Below are 14,527 nucleotides of genomic sequence, written 5' to 3'. Positions count from 1 at the left end.
GTGGTGCTGTGATTTGCGGTGTCTTCACGCATGCATGCGCCGTGCCCGCCGCGACCTATTGATCAGCATCTCCCTAGCTGGATAACTTTATTGCCGTCGAGCGGTCAGCGCACCCGTCAAGACCGGTTTCCAGAGTGGCGACCGGCCTACCCCTTTCGATGGTGACGGCCCGCCCTGCCCCACCCTACTTGAGGGAACGCCAAACATGGGCTCGAGCAACTCACGGCGACCGTTTTCTCATTTGAATCAACCACTTGCGCGGGCCGCCGTCAAAGTTAGACCTTAATCTTGATGGAATCTTGGTCTAACTATGAACGAGCTCACTCAGTGAGTTCCTCCAAGGTTGTCGCACTTTCCAACCCAGGAAAATCAACAGCTTACGAGCGCCGTTTTCAAAGTTGCACCCTTCACTTTTTCACAGTTCCGCCGGCGCACGGGCGTCGCGAGGATTCAACGGCCGCTTCGTAGCAGGATTTTCCGTCCGCTGTAGTAGTGCGGGTTGGGGCGGCGGGCCTTGTCCTGCGTGTGGCAGGACGCGGCTACAACCAGACTTTCGACCTCACCCGCGCTTCCTGAGTGAGGCCTACGAGGCTTCAAATCTTTTGGTCAGCAGCGCTTTGCCAGCAACGGTCCAAAGGCCGACGCCTTCTCCTTCTGAAGTGAGACTCATACAAAAATCCGGACACACCGGATCACGAGTGCGACAGGTCACCCGTATAGGCGTGGCATTGCATTTGCCCTTGAGTGACCAGGCCCGTCACGCCCGCACTTTCTACATTAACCGACGTCAACAACAATCTTGCCGGCTGCCCGACCTCCGGTCGCGCGAGCATGCGCATGTTCAACCTGAGTGAGCGTGAACCTCTGGGTATCCAGGAGAGGCCGGACCTGGCCTGCTTCGACCCACTCGGCAATCTGCGTCAAGATCTTCCCGTGATTGGAGCGGCCTTTGCCGCTCAGCATCGGCATCAGCGTGAAAACACCGGAATAGGTGGCGCCGCGAAAAGACAGCGGTGCCAGTGCGTGGGTGCCCCAACCCAGCGCGCTCACGACATGGCCTGTGATCGAGACCCTTCAGCGCCGGGCCGAGAAGCTTCGAGCGCGAGAAGTTGATGGCGTAATAGCACGTATCAAGGTGGCTATCACGCACTATGGCCTCACCGCCGAGCAACTGGGCTTCGGCGCAACTGCCAAGGGTGCAAAGACAAGTACGAAAGCGGGAACGGCGGCTGCCAACCGTTCGGCAAAGTACAGCGATGGTCAGGGCAACTCGTGGTCAGGCATGGGAAAGCGCCCGTACTGGCTGCGTGATGCACTCGCTGCCGGCAGGACGCTCGAAGAGTTCGCGACTGGCGCTGCGTCCTTGAAAGCGAACAGCACGAAACTCAAGGCGTCGAATAAACGGAAGGCGAAGGTCGTCTACCGCGATCAGGCTGGCCATACTTGGTCAGGCATGGGCCCGCGACCACGCTGGTTGAAGGAAGCGCTGGACGCGGGAAAACCCTTGAGGAGATGGCTGCCTACATTCGGCTCGCCCAGGGCGCCGGATGCCTGCAGTGCAGCGGTTGCAGTCATTTGGCCCGGCGGATTTAATGGCAGCTCGATGGCTATTCACCGCCGTTGATACATGCGTCGGTGTTAAACGCGGACCGACCGCGGCCGCGGCGCGGAACCGCTGTTCCACCACCGCTCCCGGCTAGGGTCGAGGCGATGCGTTCGCTGCGGCATCGAAATCAGCACAGGTGGGGGAACTGAGAATCGCGATGTCGATGCCGAGTTGTACAGCGATCACTTCACCGTGCCGGAATAGCAAGGTGGAAATCCGCGGAACTCCGATCATCTGTGAAGGTGGAATTGGTTGCTGCTACAGTAAGCGTCAGTAGTAAATGGGGGTATCGGATCTGTGGTATTGAACGAGGGTGCACGAGCGATAGGCAAGCGAGCTGTCTCTAAACAGATCTCTGAGGCGGGACGAGAGTTGTTCGAAAGCCTCGGATTCGAAGCGGCGACAGTGGACGATATCGCTTCGCTGGCCGGCATCTCGCCGCGCACCTTTTACCGATATTTCAGCTCGAAGGAAGAGCTTGCTTTGAGCTGGCTGGACGACCTCGGCCCGGTCGTTCGGCTACGGTTGCTCGAACGCCCAGCTTCTGAACCGATGATGGAAGCACTCCGCCGCTGCCTCGATCCATTCACATCATTGACAGGTGACCAGAAGAAGGCGTTCAGGTTAATCGGGCGCCTCTCCGAAGAATCTCCGAGCCTGCGTTGCGGGATACTAGAGCACTGGGAGTTGTGGGAGCGCGATCTGGCAATCGCGATTGGCATAAGGATGAACGTCGACATCACGCAAGATGATCGCCCTGGCTTCTATGCTGCCTTCACGATGGCGGGACTTCGTGCCGGATGGCGACGCCGCGCCGTTACTCCCGGGGCGAAGCTGGCTACTCACCTGGATCGCTACTTTCTTATCCAGTTTGGCCCAATTCCTTCGCAGTAAGTCGCCATGATGGCTCTGCGGTGCCGACCTGCCCTCGAAGTTAGCAGCGTGACCGTCCAGTCCAACGATCGTGAGGCGCCCCATAAGGGTACAGGAGCCTCGTGTCCACCTGGATTGAACTGACCCCCGAAACCTGGACGAACCAAGAGTTTCGGATGACCAGGTACACCGACAAGCAGAAGGTCGAGGCCGTCAGGGCCTAAAGCAAGGGGATCGGGGGCTTGCGCGCCACTGCCGAGCCACAGGGCGTGGGCGTAGACGGCTGAACCAAGAATGGAGCGGCTTATACGCGGCCCATGGCGTAGCGGCTTTGTACCCAGGTTGGAAAGGCGAGCAGAGGAAAATGACCAAGAAGCCGCGCCAGCGCGGGGAAGAAGAGATGCTGCCGGCCGATCAACGCAGCCCCGAGGAGCTGCTGCGCGATCTTCAGCAGCTTCGCATGGAGAACGCCTACCTAAAAAAAGCGCAAGCCTTGGCTCGAGCCAAGACGCGCTCAGCTCCCGTGGAAGGACGCTGATCGTGCTCGAGCTGAGGCACTACTTTCCTCTGGTGGGCTTGCTGCGCATCGCTGGCCTAGCACGCAGCAGCTTCTACTATTAACACAAAGCCCTCCAGGTCAGCGACAAGCACCTCGAACTGAAAGCGCGGATCCGCGACACCTTCGACCAGCACCGAGGAAGGTATGGCTATCGACGGATCACAGCTGAGCTCAGACGCTGCGGTCTGGTCGTGAGCCACAAGACCGTTCAAAAGCTGATGATCGAGATGCAGCTGAAATCATTGGGCCGCCCCAAGCGATACAAGGCTTTCGAGGGATTCAAGCGCCCTGTGCCAAGTCGGCATGGGCGCGCGGTAGGCTGCAGCCCAGCCACACGCGGGTGTTTTGAAGGCCGCTTTGGCCGAGCCCAGTGTGTTGAATGGACATCAGGAGCGTCGCGTTGTTCGGATTCGATGATGGCATCGCTAATTCGCTGCATGCGGGCTTCGGCAAAACCGCGCACTTCATGCGGCACGATGACGAACGGCCAGTCGACACCGTCGAGCCCGATGCGGACCGTCGTCTCGGGATCGTGGCCGGTCGCCATATACGCATCGCCCTCGGCCGTTTTCGGCTTCATCTCACGGGCACCGCCAAGCCGATCCGGCCGGTGCGCCATGCTGTTTAACAGGCTGGTGCGGACTAGCGCCGGGCACAGGATGGAGACGCCGACGCCGCTGGACGCCAAGTCGATGCGGGCGTTGTCCGACAGCGCCATGATCTCGGCTGGGTCGACGTTCATCGCTTGAAGCCGTGCGCTGATTTCTTCCGGGGCGCTCAGCTCGATGACAAATCCAAACCCGTGTTGCTGGCATCCACCCGCTGCTCGAAGCGCAGGTTCAAGCCCGTGTCGAACAGCGCCTTGCCTCGCGGGTGATCGATCAGATAAGCCGGGACCGGTACCCGCACGCGAGCGGTCTTGCCAGCCAGGAAGAAGCCGCTCGGTGCGTTAAGCCAGCCGCAGTTATCGGGTAGAGCTTGACCATCGCTCGCATCCTTGTTGCGGCTGGCTGGGTGGGCCCCGTGAGACGGTAGGGAATGGTCGGCGACATAGTGCCCGTTCCCGGCAGCGGTCATTGCTTTGTCGGCGTACTGGCTGCGGCGACTTCGTCCAGCGCAGGGAGCAGCCACTGTCTGAATCCAATCGGGTCGTCGGCCGGGGCGAAGTGGCTCTGACCGATCATGGTGTGGTACTTCACGCCGGGGATCATGTCGGCGATCATTTGACCGCCGGCATCCGGAGCACGTTGGCTCAGGTCGTATTCACCGTTCAGGATCGTCAATGGGGTTCTGGTCGTGTCGATGAGGTGCCCGTTCTTGCGGAGGTCGTGTTCGTGCATGAAGTACTCGTTGTCGGCGGCGTAGACGCCCGGGAAGTTGGCCTTGTAGATCCAATACAACTCGCGGCGGAACGGCTCCGGTGCAAACAGCGAGGTCGCCCCGAAGATCATCGTTGCGTACAGCTCCGTCGGCACGCGAGGATCCCGGAACATGTCATTGTCAAAACCGTTGAAGCTGTCCATGTGGTACATCCCATTGATGCCAACCGCGCCGCGGATTTTGTCGGGGTAGTCGGCGCAGAGATCAGACGCGAGTTGCCCGCCGACCGAGCAGCCAACGAAGATCGGCCGGTCGAGCGAAATTGCGTCGATAAACCCGACGACCCAGTCCTCTAGCATCTTCTTGGTGAAGACCATCTTGCCCTCCCACCAGCGCACTGTCGTGGGGGGCATTGATTTGCCGTGGTACGGTAAATCAATGGCAATGAGGGTAAACCGTTTCTGCAGTTCTGGATCGGCAAGCAGGTGTCGCCACTGACGTCCGTCAGCTCCGGCAGTGTGCAGTAGAAGAACCGGAACCGGGCCGGTCCCTGCCGTCTCGTAGTAGACCCGGTATTCCGTCCCGTCCACGGCATAGCGCACGTATCTGCCAACCGGGTCATCGGAGTCGACGAAAGGGTCCCGGATCCCCGGAACCTCAAGGGAACAGCCGTTCGCCGTCTCGCGCACGATATGGAAGAGGCGCATCCACGCCCCCACGTAAGGTGCCACGTCTTCAATCCAATCGCCCTTAAGGTTGAAGAAGAACTTGTCATAACCGTGCTTTGGCTTCGCGAGCAGAGCGTTCGCCCAGAATTCGGCAGATTCGGCGAGCGTCACCTTGGCTTCGCCCTCTCCCGTCCCAAGCGCGGACGGACGGCCCCCATCAATGATCAGGTCGATTACTTGTTCGCCCAGTCCGATGCGGACCGTGCCATCAAAGCCCCGGAGCTTCCACAGAAATTCGGGGTCTTTGGAAGCCCGGGAAAAAAGCGCTACTTCATCAAGTTTCATTCTTTGAAGCCTCACGTCTGAAGCATGGATACGCCTGCGGACAACCATGCCGCGACTTCTGTCAGTGTATGCCATATTGACACCTAGCGCCACAATGTAGGAAGATGTGAGTTCCACGCGAACAGGTGTGACGAGCGGGGTATCGATTGCAGGAGAATCAAGAATGGCCGATCAGCCCGGCGTAGTCAGCAGCACGCAGCTGGTAGCCTTCGAGAAGAGCCGTAGCGCCGCCCTCGAATGGCTGCGCTCCCATGTAGCGGCTGACGGCAAGCCCACTGGTGCAGATTTCGCGAATCGCTGGTGGCGGCTTCCTTGGGCTCTGAGCCTTGCGGGAGACTCAGTCGCGGCCGCCTCGGTGCTTGCTTGGGCCGAGCGCAATGCCTTCAACGAGGAGTGCGACCTAAGGCGAGGCCCGCTGGAGATCAGCCCCGGCGCAAGCCCGGTCTATGAGCTCTCCGCACTTGCGATTGGTGCTTGGCGGCTAGGTCGTTATGCGCTGGCGAATCGCCTGCTCGATCGATGTGCGACCTTCCAGAGCCCTGTGACGGGCGGTGTTTATGACCAGCGAGAGCGAATAAACACCGAGCAGGATGTTCTCAAGACCGCTCAGCTCGGGCTGGCCGCCATTGTTGCCAATCGGCGGGATATCGCGGACCCCATCTACGGCTGGTTGGTTCGTCTGTGGGCCGCCCAACCTGACTTACCGGCCATCCTGTACCCGTTCATCGATGACGACGGGCAGCTGGTCAAGCCGTCAGACGAAGGCTTCTCCTCTCAGTTCAAGTACAAGGTCGACCTCTCCGCTCCGCTGCAGGCGTACTACAACCCGGCCATTGCCGCTGCGTTCCTCTACGACTACGGATCGTTGACTGGTAATAGCGCAGCAATCTCGCTAGGCCGCCAGTATCTGCAACTGAACATCGATGGTACCCAGGAGCAATACAACGATCCGCGATCGGTGCAGATCTGCAAGTTCGCGTGGGGTGTAGCGAATGGAATACCTGTGGACCCAGCATCGGACCTTACTGTCCACGCAATACGGATGGGCCAATGGTTTTTGGAATGTCAGAACCCCGATGGTTCTTGGGCCCCTTCATCGTTCGGGAAGGCGGTTGAGCCAACCGATAGCGACAAACTCTGGAAAACGGGTGAGCACATCATGGAACTCACAATGATCCTGTGCGTTCTCCAGCAGAAGTAACGAAACCGGGGCGCTGAGCGCACCCACTACATGGAAGAAGGAGTGAAGCGATGCCAACGGCAACAAAGAGCCATCGGGTTGAACGTCAGTTCGACCACCACAGCGCGGAGTTCGCGTCGAACTATTCGGATGAGCTGAACGAGATGGCCGCCGATTTCCAGGTGGCCTATACGCCAGCGTGGGACGGGTTTTGGGTGCTTGCGGGCTTTGAAGAGATCAACGCAGCCGCAGGCAACTGGGACGTTTTCTCATCCGCTCATGACGGGATCATTGGTGACCCATTCGTCCCGCGTGACCTCGAGAACCTTCCTAGGCCGCTGCCGTTTACCCGCGGCGGTGTAAACATCCCATTCAGTAGGACTGGAGCCGGGATCCGCTTTGTGCCGAGTGAGTGCGACCCGCCGATGCATACCGATATCCGCCGGCTCGAGGTGCCGTTCTTTACGCCCAAGGCCGTCCGTGGCCACGAAGAGGAGGTCCGGCGTCTGGTCTCGGAAGCTCTGGATGCGGTAATCGAGACCGGGTCCGTCGAACTCATCATGGACTTCGCTCTTCGGATCACGACCATGATCACGATCGGCATCGTTGGTTTCGACAAGGCGGACTGGCTCGATTTCGCACTCGTGGTTCAAGAAACTGGGGCGCGAGGCGGATCCGAGGAGAGCCGGCGTCGCGTCCTCGCAACCCGACAGAAGATCGTTGCTTTGGTCTCCGAGCGTGCGAAGAACCCGAAGGGCGATGTCGCGAGCGCCCTGCTTGCCGGTTCGATCCAAGGCACTCCAGTGAACGAGGCAGAAGCCGCAACGATTCTGAACGGGCTCACATTCGCCGCGACCGACACCACCACCGCTACGCTGGCCCATATGATGATCTACCTCAGCGGGAACCCGAGCGACCGGCAGCGACTAATCGACAACCCGATGTTGATTCCGAATGCGATTGACGAGATCCTCCGATACAACAGTCCGTTCTTCGGAACCTCGCGTACCGTCATGAAGGATATCGAGCTCGGCGGACAGGAACTCAAGGCCGGCGAAATGGCTATGTTGGGCTACGCGGCCGGCAACCGCGACCCGCGCAAGTTCGAAGATCCCAACACTATCAATTTCGACCGCCCCAATGCCAAAGACCACCTCGCCTTCGGCGCCGGCCCGCACCGTTGCCTCGGTGCTCCGCTGGCACGGATGGAGTTACGAATAATGATCGAAGAGATCCTCAAGCGCATTCCGGACTTTCACATCGCCCAAGCAGACATCGTCCCCTACGCTGACAAGGCGTTCAATGGCTTCGAGAGCGTTCGGGCGACCTTCACCCCACGCGAGCGCGTTTCCATCTCCTGAGCGCTGATCGCACAGGCTCCCGCATCGGCCTAGCTGTGAAGTGTCAAGAGGTTCTTTCGAGGACTGGAAAGCCGAGACGCGGGTGACATCGGGTTGATGCCTAGGTGTGGGCAGTTGCCATTTGTGGAAGTGCGCCCAGACGGGCAGGGCCTGCTGCCACTGCTCTGAGCTTTCGTACCGACGGCCGTAAGCCCATTCGCGTAGTGCCGACTGGATGAAGCGCCCGGCATTGCCGTTCCAGGCAAGCTTCGGAGAACAGGGTGGAGTGGAACGACATGCCGTTGTCCGTAAGTACGCGCTGGACCGACACTCCCCAGCTGTCGAAGTGAGCACAGCGGCCTGGCAAGAAGGCCGCGGCGCTGTGCCGCGTCTTGTCCGGATAAACCTTCGTGAAGGCCACTCTGCCGTGGTCATCCACGGCAACGAAGACGTAGTCCCATCCGATGTCGCTGGCGCACTGGCTACGGTCACCAGTGCCGCGGTGGCCGGACTCGTCCAATCGACCGAGCTTCCTGATGTCGATGTACAGACCCTCACCCCGGTGTTCGCGCTCGCACAGCAGCCCCGGCTCAGCAGGGCCGAGATCGCCCAGGCGAGACAGGCCCGCTCGGCGCAGCACCTGACTGACCGTCGGCTTGGACACGCCCATGTACCACGCAATGCGCGCTTGCAAGGACAGCTTGCGGCGCAGCTCCACGATGGCGAGGGCCACATGGGGCGACTTGCGGGAGGACTTGTCCAACAAACCGGCTGCTGGTCAGCAGGGTACCGGCCAAGCCACTTGCGTGCAGTCACGGCACCGACCCCTGCTTGGCAGCAGCCTCCGACGCAGACAGGCCGCCTTCGAGGATGTCTTGAACCTCTTACAGGCAACCAAGGTACCTCAATCGGGATTCCTATGGGTGTTCATCGGTTAGGCAGGTTGAGTTCACTTGGGGTTGGGCGTTCTCCTGTCTCTCAAAACCTCTCCGGGTGAACACCCGCAAGAGCCCATTGAACCTTCACATCTAGCGCTTGTCCTTAGATAGGTTGGGGAGACGCAAGAGGATTGGATCCAGCTCCGTCCCTTCCGGGTATGTGCCCATGAGAAGGTCGGACCCAGCCTGCGAAAGTGTGGCCGGGATGGGCCCAGCGGCCACTCCTGGCACCAGATGTGCGATAACGACAAGACCGCCATCGTTCTGCGGGTGCGTCACGGCAAAGCAGACCGATCTCTGGTCGAAGACAAGCATGGGATGCGCGAGTCGGAGACGCAGCAACCCACCATGTCCAGTGAACCCGACCTCGCCCCCAAACCGAAGCACGAGGGCCGATCCCATCTTGGAGCGGCCGGCAAAGGGAAAGAAGAACGAATTGCCGACGGTTTCCGCGGGTTCGATCACTTCAACCGTACCGCGCATGCGTGCCAGGTAGTCACGGAAGCTCTCTTTGAAGCCCCATTCAAGGCCGACCGCATCCTCAGCCATCATGACTGCGACGGCCCGCCGGATATAGCAGCTGGGGGGTTCGACGCGCGAGTGCTGGGCAGCGGGATGGGCTTCAGGTCATACGCAAATCGCAAATTTCGGCTTCGCTCCGAGGTAAGCATAGATGAATGATCACCGGCAGGCCGGGTCGCGGCTTCTCGTAAGGCCCGCCCGGCCAGCTGAGCGCCATTTTTTTCGCTGGTCACTGCTGACTCGGCGGCACAGTGACGGTCATACCTTCTAACGAAGGCTTCACCACGATTTGACATGACAGGCGACTGCAATCGGTACGGTCCTCGGACGTAGCGTTGAGCATCTCGTCTTCCAAATCTCCGATCGGATCGAGCCTGTGGAACCACTCCTTATGCACAAAGACATGACACGAGGCACACGAAAGATTCCCGCCGCACTCTCCGATGATGCCCCGCACCCCAGAAGCGGTCGCGGCGCTCATGACCGACATTCCGTCAGCGGCATTGATGGTCTCTTCATTGCCATCGGGTTCAATAAACTTTACAGATGTCATGGAACTTAGCTTGTGACGTTAGTTGTAGTCAGGGCTGGAGTACTCCGAGAATCGGATGTCGCGTACGGCGACGGTGCTTCATAGCCTAGTTGCGATACCGGTTGGTCTGCGGATTGGTTCGGCCGCGGCGATGGATCTTCACGCCGTGGCGTTACCAAAGGGCCGCTCGAAGGCGCAAACCGCGCAAACCCCTGTCTGCTTTGCTACATCACAGGCATCGGCTGCCCACTCCGACTCTTTCATCGATAGCAGCCTGCCTTGCAGGCAGCTAGCGCTTGTTGGCGTAAGCGACAGCATTCTTGTTGTTTTGCAGTTCCTTGGCGATCATGGCCTTGAGATTCTTCTCCGGCCACTGGTGCAGCTCTGCTCCCGTCGTGGAGGCATAGTCGCGGATAGCCTCGCTCGCATAGGTCTTTAACATTGCGGACTCGAGCTGTTTGGCGATTGGTTCGGGCGTCTTGGCACTGACCGCAAACCCCGACCAAATATAGAGGGAGTAGTCCGGCAGACCACTCTCCGCCACCGTCGGGACGCTAGGAAGGAAAGGATGCCTGTCCGTACCGGTCTGTGCAAGCGCCCGCAGTTGTCCCGCCTTGATGAGCTGCACAGCTGCACTGGATTCGAGGAACGATGCATCCACCTGGCCCCCGACGGTGTTCTGCGTCGCTTCCGCAGGGCTCTTGTACGGCACCTGCAGCAGACGAACACCGGCATGTTTTTCAAGGTTCAAGATTCCAAGCTTGTACGCTTGGCCGTAGGCAGCAATCGAGACCGTGCCTGGGTTTTTTTTGGCAGCAGCCAGAAGCTCCTGCAACGTCTTGTAAGGTGATTGGGGCCCAACTACGATCACTGACGAAGTACGCATGCCGCCGGCCAGCGGCCGAATGTCGTTCAGGTCGTACGTCATGTTCTCACCCAATGCGGGGTTGATGGTCACGGTTGCTCCAGTCAGCGCCAGCACGGTGTACCCATCCGCAGGAGCCCTCAGCGCTTCGCCGACCCCGATTGAAGTTCCCCCGCCTGGCTTGTTTTCCACGATAACGGGCTGCCCGACAATCTTCGAGAACTGCTCTGCAAAGCGCCGAACTCCGGTATCGAAGCCACTGCCCCCGCCCAGAGGTACCACGACGCGGATTACCTTGGAAGGAAAGCCTTGCGCCTGGGCTGGGACCTGCGCGACCGCGGCGGCCGTTCCGACCACCAGCAGGACGGCAGTAAACATGCGGAGTATGTGATTGGATTTCATGGTGTCTCGTGTGGAAGGTTATGTGGGAAGTTCTGTGTTCAATCACGGCGCAGGATGTGCACGTATGCGACCGCGCCGAGGCCCACCATGTGCGCCAAACCTGTTCTTGACTTTCGATGCTGGCGTGCGCCGGCTTCGCCACGAAGCTGCAACGTGAGCTCACCAATCTGCCCAACTCCGGTCGGGCCCACGGGATGTCCCATGGCAATCAAGCCGCCTGATGGGCTTACCGCCACTTGACCACCAATGTTGAATCGGCCCTCGTTGAGCCAACGCGAGGCCTGGCCGGTGGGACAGATGCCCATGGCTTCCACGTACTGGAGTTCCTCGACGGTGAACGCGTCGTGCAGTTCGACCACGTCCAGTTCGTCAGGCCGAACGCCGCATTGCTCGTAGGCCATGGCGGTGACGCGGCCCGTGAGTTCGATGTCGTGATCGCGACCCGGCTCGTACACGACCTGCGTGATCCCCGCCGATGCTGCAACGCGAACAGCGCGGCTGGTGTTCACGCCTAGGCGCCGAATCGCATCCTCCGAAGCGACGATCACCGCTGCAGCGCCCTCATCGACGGGGCAGCACTGGAGCGAGGTGAGCGAGCCTGAGATCGGACGCATCAGGACCTCCTCAAGGCTGCGGACCGCTTGCCGATGGGCATTCAAATTGAGGGAGCCGTTGCGGTGATTCTTGACTGCGACTTGCGCGATGTCCTCCAAGCTGATCCCGTGGCGCGAGGCATAGGCGCTGGCCAGCAAAGCGAAGCGGGTGAAAGGAACGATTTCCTCCGCCGCAAGCTGCTCCACGCCGGTCTGGCTGAATGCGATCTCCCTGGGAAAGACCTTGTCCACGCCAACGACCAGGCCGACGTCGCTCATGCCAGACGCCACTTCGATGCAGGCGTGCCGGAAGGCTGCTGACCCCGAAGCCGACGCATTTTCGATGTGGACGATCGGGTTTTCGTTGCGACCGAGATGGCTGAGCATGGGGCGGCCGCTCGCCATTCCCAGCCTTGCCGTCGCCACATAGCTGGTTTCCACGGCGTCCCATGGAACACCGGCGTCCGCGAGCGCCTGCCTCACCGCGGTGAGGCCTAGCTGGACGTACGGCGTTTCTGAAGGGGCCTGATAGCGATGCCAGCCGACGCCGATGACATACACCGGGCGCATTTGCGCGAGTGACTTCCTGCTCATTAGGAAATTCCTTTTTCATTGTCATCGGCCTTAAAGCGAAGGTCACGCACTGAATTGCCGTCCGCGTCCATGGCCTCTTCGAGCACCGTCACCATGGTGGCGCCCGGCGTGAGGGGGCTGCATTCCGCGGCGCTCAGCAAGCCGCGGACAACGGGGCCGTCTTCCATCAACACTTCGACAACGGTGAAGGGCGTTTTCGGGAACGGCTTGGCATGCCGATGAACCGTGGCGAATGCCTGAAGACGACCTCGGCCGGTCAGCAGCACCTCCGTCAATTCCTCACCGTGCTGCCCGGACACCTGGCAGCCGAAGCGTTGTGGCGGAAAAGTGATATGGCCGGCTTTGGAGCGGACAGCCCTCAAAGCAGGTGCAGTAGGCAAGGCCGGTGTGCCCGCTTCGGTATAGAGCGCGGGGCGTCGTAGCGTACTCATTCGCATACTCCTGTTCCATGTTCAATGGGCGCGAATTGCCGGGTGAAGCTCTGCACCGCGTCGCGAAACCCTTGTTCGATCTCGCTAATCGTGTCGGCTACGCTGGCGAGCCTGCGCACGCCGCTCACCGAGTGGCCGGCGCTCCAGATGTCCTTCCACCGGGTTGGCTTTTCACCCGTTCCGGCTGCGCCGAACTCCGCTCGCGCTCTCTCTGCCGAAGTCGTCTCGTCCAGCCTGTCCGGGTCCAGACCGGCACGAACGATGGAAGGGCGCAACATGTTGGTTTGGAGGCCGGTGAACGCGCGGGTGAGCACCACGTCGTCGGCCTCCGAGCGCAACAGCATCTGCTTGTACTCGGCAGCGGCCAGGCTCTCGTCGGTCGCGATGAACTTCGTTCCCATGTAAGCAAGGTCGCAACCGAGAACCTGCGCGGCAAGCAGGGACTGCCCGTCGGAAACTCCCCCTGCCAGCACGATGGGACCCGCGAAGAACGAACGTACCGCACGCACGAAGGCAAGACCGTTCAGCCAGCCGGTCTGGCCACCGGCGCCGGCGCTGAGCAGAATCAGACCGTCTGCGCCCGCCTCGACTGCGCGGTGGGCGTGGCGCAGGGTGGCGACATCGGCGAGTACCAGGCAACCTGCAGCGTGCAAGGGCGCGATCACGGGTGCCGGCGAACCAACGCTGGTGATCACCATCTCCACACCGTAGCGGGCAAGTATCTCCACATCGCGATCGAGCGTCTTGCTTCGGCTCATGATCAGGTTCGGGCACCACGGGGCTGCTGTCGAGACCTGTGCGAGATCGGAAGTGATTTCCTCCAGCCACGATTCAAGTTCCTCGCCCGCATTGGCGGTCGGAAACGCACCGATCACTCCCTGTCGACATGCCTGCGTTACAAGGCGTGGGCCCGAAACACGCAGCATCGGTGCCGCAATCAACGGCAGACGCAGCCGGTCCCGGATGCGAGATGGCAGCCCCATGTCAACGGCCTTTCCACACGGGGCGACGCTTCTCGGCGAAAGCCTTCAAGCCCTCCTGCCGGTCTTCGGACTCGAGGGCCTTCTTCGCGAACTCCATCTGCAGTTCCCAGGCTTCGGATTCTGTCCAGTCGACCGCGCGACGCACGACCTCCTTGGTGGCCGCCAGCGCTGTAGGGCCGTTGCGAAGAATGCGCTCGGCGAGTGCTTGCGCACAGGCGAGCGCCCCGCCCGGCTCGGTGATCCGGTTGACGAACCCTCGCTCCATCATGGCCTGTGCGTCTTGCAAGTCCCCCGTGAGCAGCATCTCCATGGCGAGGTGATAGGGGATCCGTTTCGGAGCACGGAACAAGCCGCCGCCCAGAGCGATCACGTTGTGCCGGACTTCGGGAAGGCCGAATTTGGCGTCCCGCGCCGCGACCACGATGTCGCAGGCCATGCACAGCTCCATGCCACCGCCCACCGCGTATCCTTCGACCGCTGCGATCAGCGGCTTGGCTGGCGGGCGCTTGAAGATGCCGAATCCGCCACGGTCCGGCGTGTAGGCGCGCTCGCCTCGAGCAGACGCCTTCAGGTCAGCGCCTGCCGAGAATGTTCCGCCTGCACCCGTGATGATGCCAAGGAAGAGCGAATCCTCGCGCTCGAGCAGGTCACACGCTTCATTCATTGCCTGCGCCGCTGCCAGGTCGAATGCGTTCTTCGCCTCGGGGCGGCTGATCGTGATCAGCAGCACCCCGTCGCGGCGTTCGGTGAGTAGAGGTTTTGCAGACATGAGAATC

Annotated in this window: 16 protein-coding genes and 2 pseudogenes; 6 read left to right on the top strand and 12 right to left on the bottom strand. The window is 60.7% G+C overall.

Annotated elements, in window-relative coordinates; all coding sequences use genetic code 11:
- Positions 1 to 777: 777 nt before the first annotated feature.
- Positions 778 to 1,050: a zinc-binding dehydrogenase gene (locus tag ACMGEZ_RS23990; RefSeq protein ID WP_436824784.1), complete on the bottom strand. Its 273-nt coding sequence runs from the start codon at positions 1,048 to 1,050 to the stop codon at positions 778 to 780.
- 10 nt (positions 1,051 to 1,060) lie between these two features.
- On the opposite strand from ACMGEZ_RS23990, the gene ACMGEZ_RS23985 reads away from it, so the two are divergent.
- From ACMGEZ_RS23985 to ACMGEZ_RS23970, 4 genes and pseudogenes are all read left to right on the top strand, one after another.
- The gene (locus ACMGEZ_RS23985) at positions 1,061 to 1,624 is read left to right on the top strand and encodes an H-NS family nucleoid-associated regulatory protein (protein ID WP_436824783.1); all 564 of its coding nucleotides are present in this window, start codon (positions 1,061 to 1,063) and stop codon (positions 1,622 to 1,624) included.
- 279 nt (positions 1,625 to 1,903) lie between these two features.
- Entirely contained in the window at positions 1,904 to 2,500 is a 597-nt protein-coding gene (locus ACMGEZ_RS23980; RefSeq protein ID WP_436824782.1) for a TetR/AcrR family transcriptional regulator, read from the top strand.
- A 343-nt stretch (positions 2,501 to 2,843) separates the two neighbouring features.
- On the top strand, positions 2,844 to 3,017 hold the full coding sequence (locus ACMGEZ_RS23975; protein ID WP_436824781.1) for a hypothetical protein: 174 nt from the start codon (positions 2,844 to 2,846) through the stop codon (positions 3,015 to 3,017).
- A 119-nt stretch (positions 3,018 to 3,136) separates the two neighbouring features.
- Positions 3,137 to 3,238: pseudogene (locus ACMGEZ_RS23970) on the top strand (IS3 family transposase); the annotation flags it as partial.
- A gap of 8 nt (positions 3,239 to 3,246) precedes the next feature.
- Here ACMGEZ_RS23970 and ACMGEZ_RS23965 read toward each other — a convergent pair.
- Genes ACMGEZ_RS23965 through ACMGEZ_RS23955 form a run of 3 tightly spaced genes read right to left on the bottom strand, consistent with a single transcriptional unit; the run spans position 3,247 to position 5,371 of the window.
- On the bottom strand, positions 3,247 to 3,780 hold the full coding sequence (locus ACMGEZ_RS23965; RefSeq protein WP_436824780.1) for an SDR family oxidoreductase: 534 nt from the start codon (positions 3,778 to 3,780) through the stop codon (positions 3,247 to 3,249).
- Between the two features lie 35 nt (positions 3,781 to 3,815).
- Positions 3,816 to 4,115, bottom strand: coding sequence for a hypothetical protein (locus tag ACMGEZ_RS23960; protein WP_436824779.1), 300 nt, complete (start codon positions 4,113 to 4,115; stop codon positions 3,816 to 3,818).
- Positions 4,112 to 5,371, bottom strand: coding sequence for an alpha/beta fold hydrolase (locus ACMGEZ_RS23955; protein ID WP_436824778.1), 1,260 nt, complete (start codon positions 5,369 to 5,371; stop codon positions 4,112 to 4,114). The genes ACMGEZ_RS23960 and ACMGEZ_RS23955 overlap by 4 nt, the downstream gene beginning before the upstream one ends.
- A 163-nt stretch (positions 5,372 to 5,534) precedes the next feature.
- Here ACMGEZ_RS23955 and ACMGEZ_RS23950 point away from each other — a divergent pair, with 163 nt between their 5' ends.
- Positions 5,535 to 6,572 (top strand): hypothetical protein, encoded by a 1,038-nt coding sequence (locus ACMGEZ_RS23950; RefSeq protein ID WP_436824777.1) that lies wholly within the window; start codon positions 5,535 to 5,537, stop codon positions 6,570 to 6,572.
- A 50-nt stretch (positions 6,573 to 6,622) separates the two neighbouring features.
- A complete protein-coding gene (locus tag ACMGEZ_RS23945; RefSeq protein WP_436824776.1) occupies positions 6,623 to 7,912 on the top strand; it encodes a cytochrome P450 in 1,290 nt (429 codons plus the stop codon).
- 29 nt (positions 7,913 to 7,941) lie between these two features.
- Here ACMGEZ_RS23945 and ACMGEZ_RS23940 read toward each other — a convergent pair.
- The 8 genes and pseudogenes from ACMGEZ_RS23940 to ACMGEZ_RS23905 form a co-directional block, all read right to left on the bottom strand.
- Positions 7,942 to 8,763 (bottom strand): annotated as a pseudogene (locus tag ACMGEZ_RS23940) (transposase family protein).
- 156 nt (positions 8,764 to 8,919) lie between these two features.
- The gene (locus ACMGEZ_RS23935) at positions 8,920 to 9,381 is read right to left on the bottom strand and encodes an HtaA domain-containing protein (RefSeq protein ID WP_436824775.1); all 462 of its coding nucleotides are present in this window, start codon (positions 9,379 to 9,381) and stop codon (positions 8,920 to 8,922) included.
- 199 nt (positions 9,382 to 9,580) lie between these two features.
- Positions 9,581 to 9,904 (bottom strand): 2Fe-2S iron-sulfur cluster-binding protein, encoded by a 324-nt coding sequence (locus ACMGEZ_RS23930; protein WP_436824774.1) that lies wholly within the window; start codon positions 9,902 to 9,904, stop codon positions 9,581 to 9,583.
- Positions 9,905 to 10,172: 268 nt separating this feature from the next.
- Entirely contained in the window at positions 10,173 to 11,150 is a 978-nt protein-coding gene (locus ACMGEZ_RS23925) for a tripartite tricarboxylate transporter substrate binding protein (RefSeq protein WP_436824773.1), read from the bottom strand.
- A gap of 38 nt (positions 11,151 to 11,188) precedes the next feature.
- Positions 11,189 to 12,337, bottom strand: a complete 1,149-nt coding sequence (locus ACMGEZ_RS23920; RefSeq protein WP_436824772.1) for a thiolase family protein — start codon at positions 12,335 to 12,337, stop codon at positions 11,189 to 11,191.
- On the bottom strand, positions 12,337 to 12,768 hold the full coding sequence (locus tag ACMGEZ_RS23915) for a Zn-ribbon domain-containing OB-fold protein (protein ID WP_436824771.1): 432 nt from the start codon (positions 12,766 to 12,768) through the stop codon (positions 12,337 to 12,339). The genes ACMGEZ_RS23920 and ACMGEZ_RS23915 overlap by 1 nt, the downstream gene beginning before the upstream one ends.
- On the bottom strand, positions 12,765 to 13,751 hold the full coding sequence (locus ACMGEZ_RS23910; RefSeq protein WP_436824770.1) for an NAD(P)H-dependent flavin oxidoreductase: 987 nt from the start codon (positions 13,749 to 13,751) through the stop codon (positions 12,765 to 12,767). The genes ACMGEZ_RS23915 and ACMGEZ_RS23910 overlap by 4 nt, the downstream gene beginning before the upstream one ends.
- Position 13,752: 1 nt before the next feature.
- A complete protein-coding gene (locus tag ACMGEZ_RS23905) occupies positions 13,753 to 14,520 on the bottom strand; it encodes a crotonase/enoyl-CoA hydratase family protein (RefSeq protein ID WP_436824769.1) in 768 nt (255 codons plus the stop codon).
- Positions 14,521 to 14,527: the final 7 nt, after the last annotated feature.

This window comes from Variovorax stachyos, assembly GCF_051400855.1.
In the GTDB taxonomy this organism is placed as follows: Bacteria; Pseudomonadota; Gammaproteobacteria; order Burkholderiales; family Burkholderiaceae_C; genus Variovorax.
This window is presented reverse-complemented; position numbering and strand designations above follow the sequence as displayed.

Excerpts from the sequence above, each read along its gene's own strand:
- ACMGEZ_RS23955 (WP_436824778.1), bottom strand. The coding sequence starts at position 5,371 with ATGAAACTTGATGAAGTAGCGCTTTTTTCCCGGGCTTCCAAAGACCCC.
- ACMGEZ_RS23975 (WP_436824781.1), top strand. The coding sequence starts at position 2,844 with ATGACCAAGAAGCCGCGCCAGCGCGGGGAAGAAGAGATGCTGCCGGCC.
- ACMGEZ_RS23925 (WP_436824773.1), bottom strand. The coding sequence starts at position 11,150 with ATGAAATCCAATCACATACTCCGCATGTTTACTGCCGTCCTGCTGGTG.
- ACMGEZ_RS23930 (WP_436824774.1), bottom strand. The coding sequence starts at position 9,904 with ATGACATCTGTAAAGTTTATTGAACCCGATGGCAATGAAGAGACCATC.
- ACMGEZ_RS23905 (WP_436824769.1), bottom strand. The coding sequence starts at position 14,520 with ATGTCTGCAAAACCTCTACTCACCGAACGCCGCGACGGGGTGCTGCTG.
- ACMGEZ_RS23945 (WP_436824776.1), top strand. The coding sequence starts at position 6,623 with ATGCCAACGGCAACAAAGAGCCATCGGGTTGAACGTCAGTTCGACCAC.
- ACMGEZ_RS23950 (WP_436824777.1), top strand. The coding sequence starts at position 5,535 with ATGGCCGATCAGCCCGGCGTAGTCAGCAGCACGCAGCTGGTAGCCTTC.
- ACMGEZ_RS23915 (WP_436824771.1), bottom strand. The coding sequence starts at position 12,768 with ATGAGTACGCTACGACGCCCCGCGCTCTATACCGAAGCGGGCACACCG.
- ACMGEZ_RS23965 (WP_436824780.1), bottom strand. The coding sequence starts at position 3,780 with ATGAACGTCGACCCAGCCGAGATCATGGCGCTGTCGGACAACGCCCGC.
- ACMGEZ_RS23935 (WP_436824775.1), bottom strand. The coding sequence starts at position 9,381 with ATGATGGCTGAGGATGCGGTCGGCCTTGAATGGGGCTTCAAAGAGAGC.
- ACMGEZ_RS23920 (WP_436824772.1), bottom strand. The coding sequence starts at position 12,337 with ATGAGCAGGAAGTCACTCGCGCAAATGCGCCCGGTGTATGTCATCGGC.
- ACMGEZ_RS23960 (WP_436824779.1), bottom strand. The coding sequence starts at position 4,115 with ATGACCGCTGCCGGGAACGGGCACTATGTCGCCGACCATTCCCTACCG.
- ACMGEZ_RS23910 (WP_436824770.1), bottom strand. The coding sequence starts at position 13,751 with ATGGGGCTGCCATCTCGCATCCGGGACCGGCTGCGTCTGCCGTTGATT.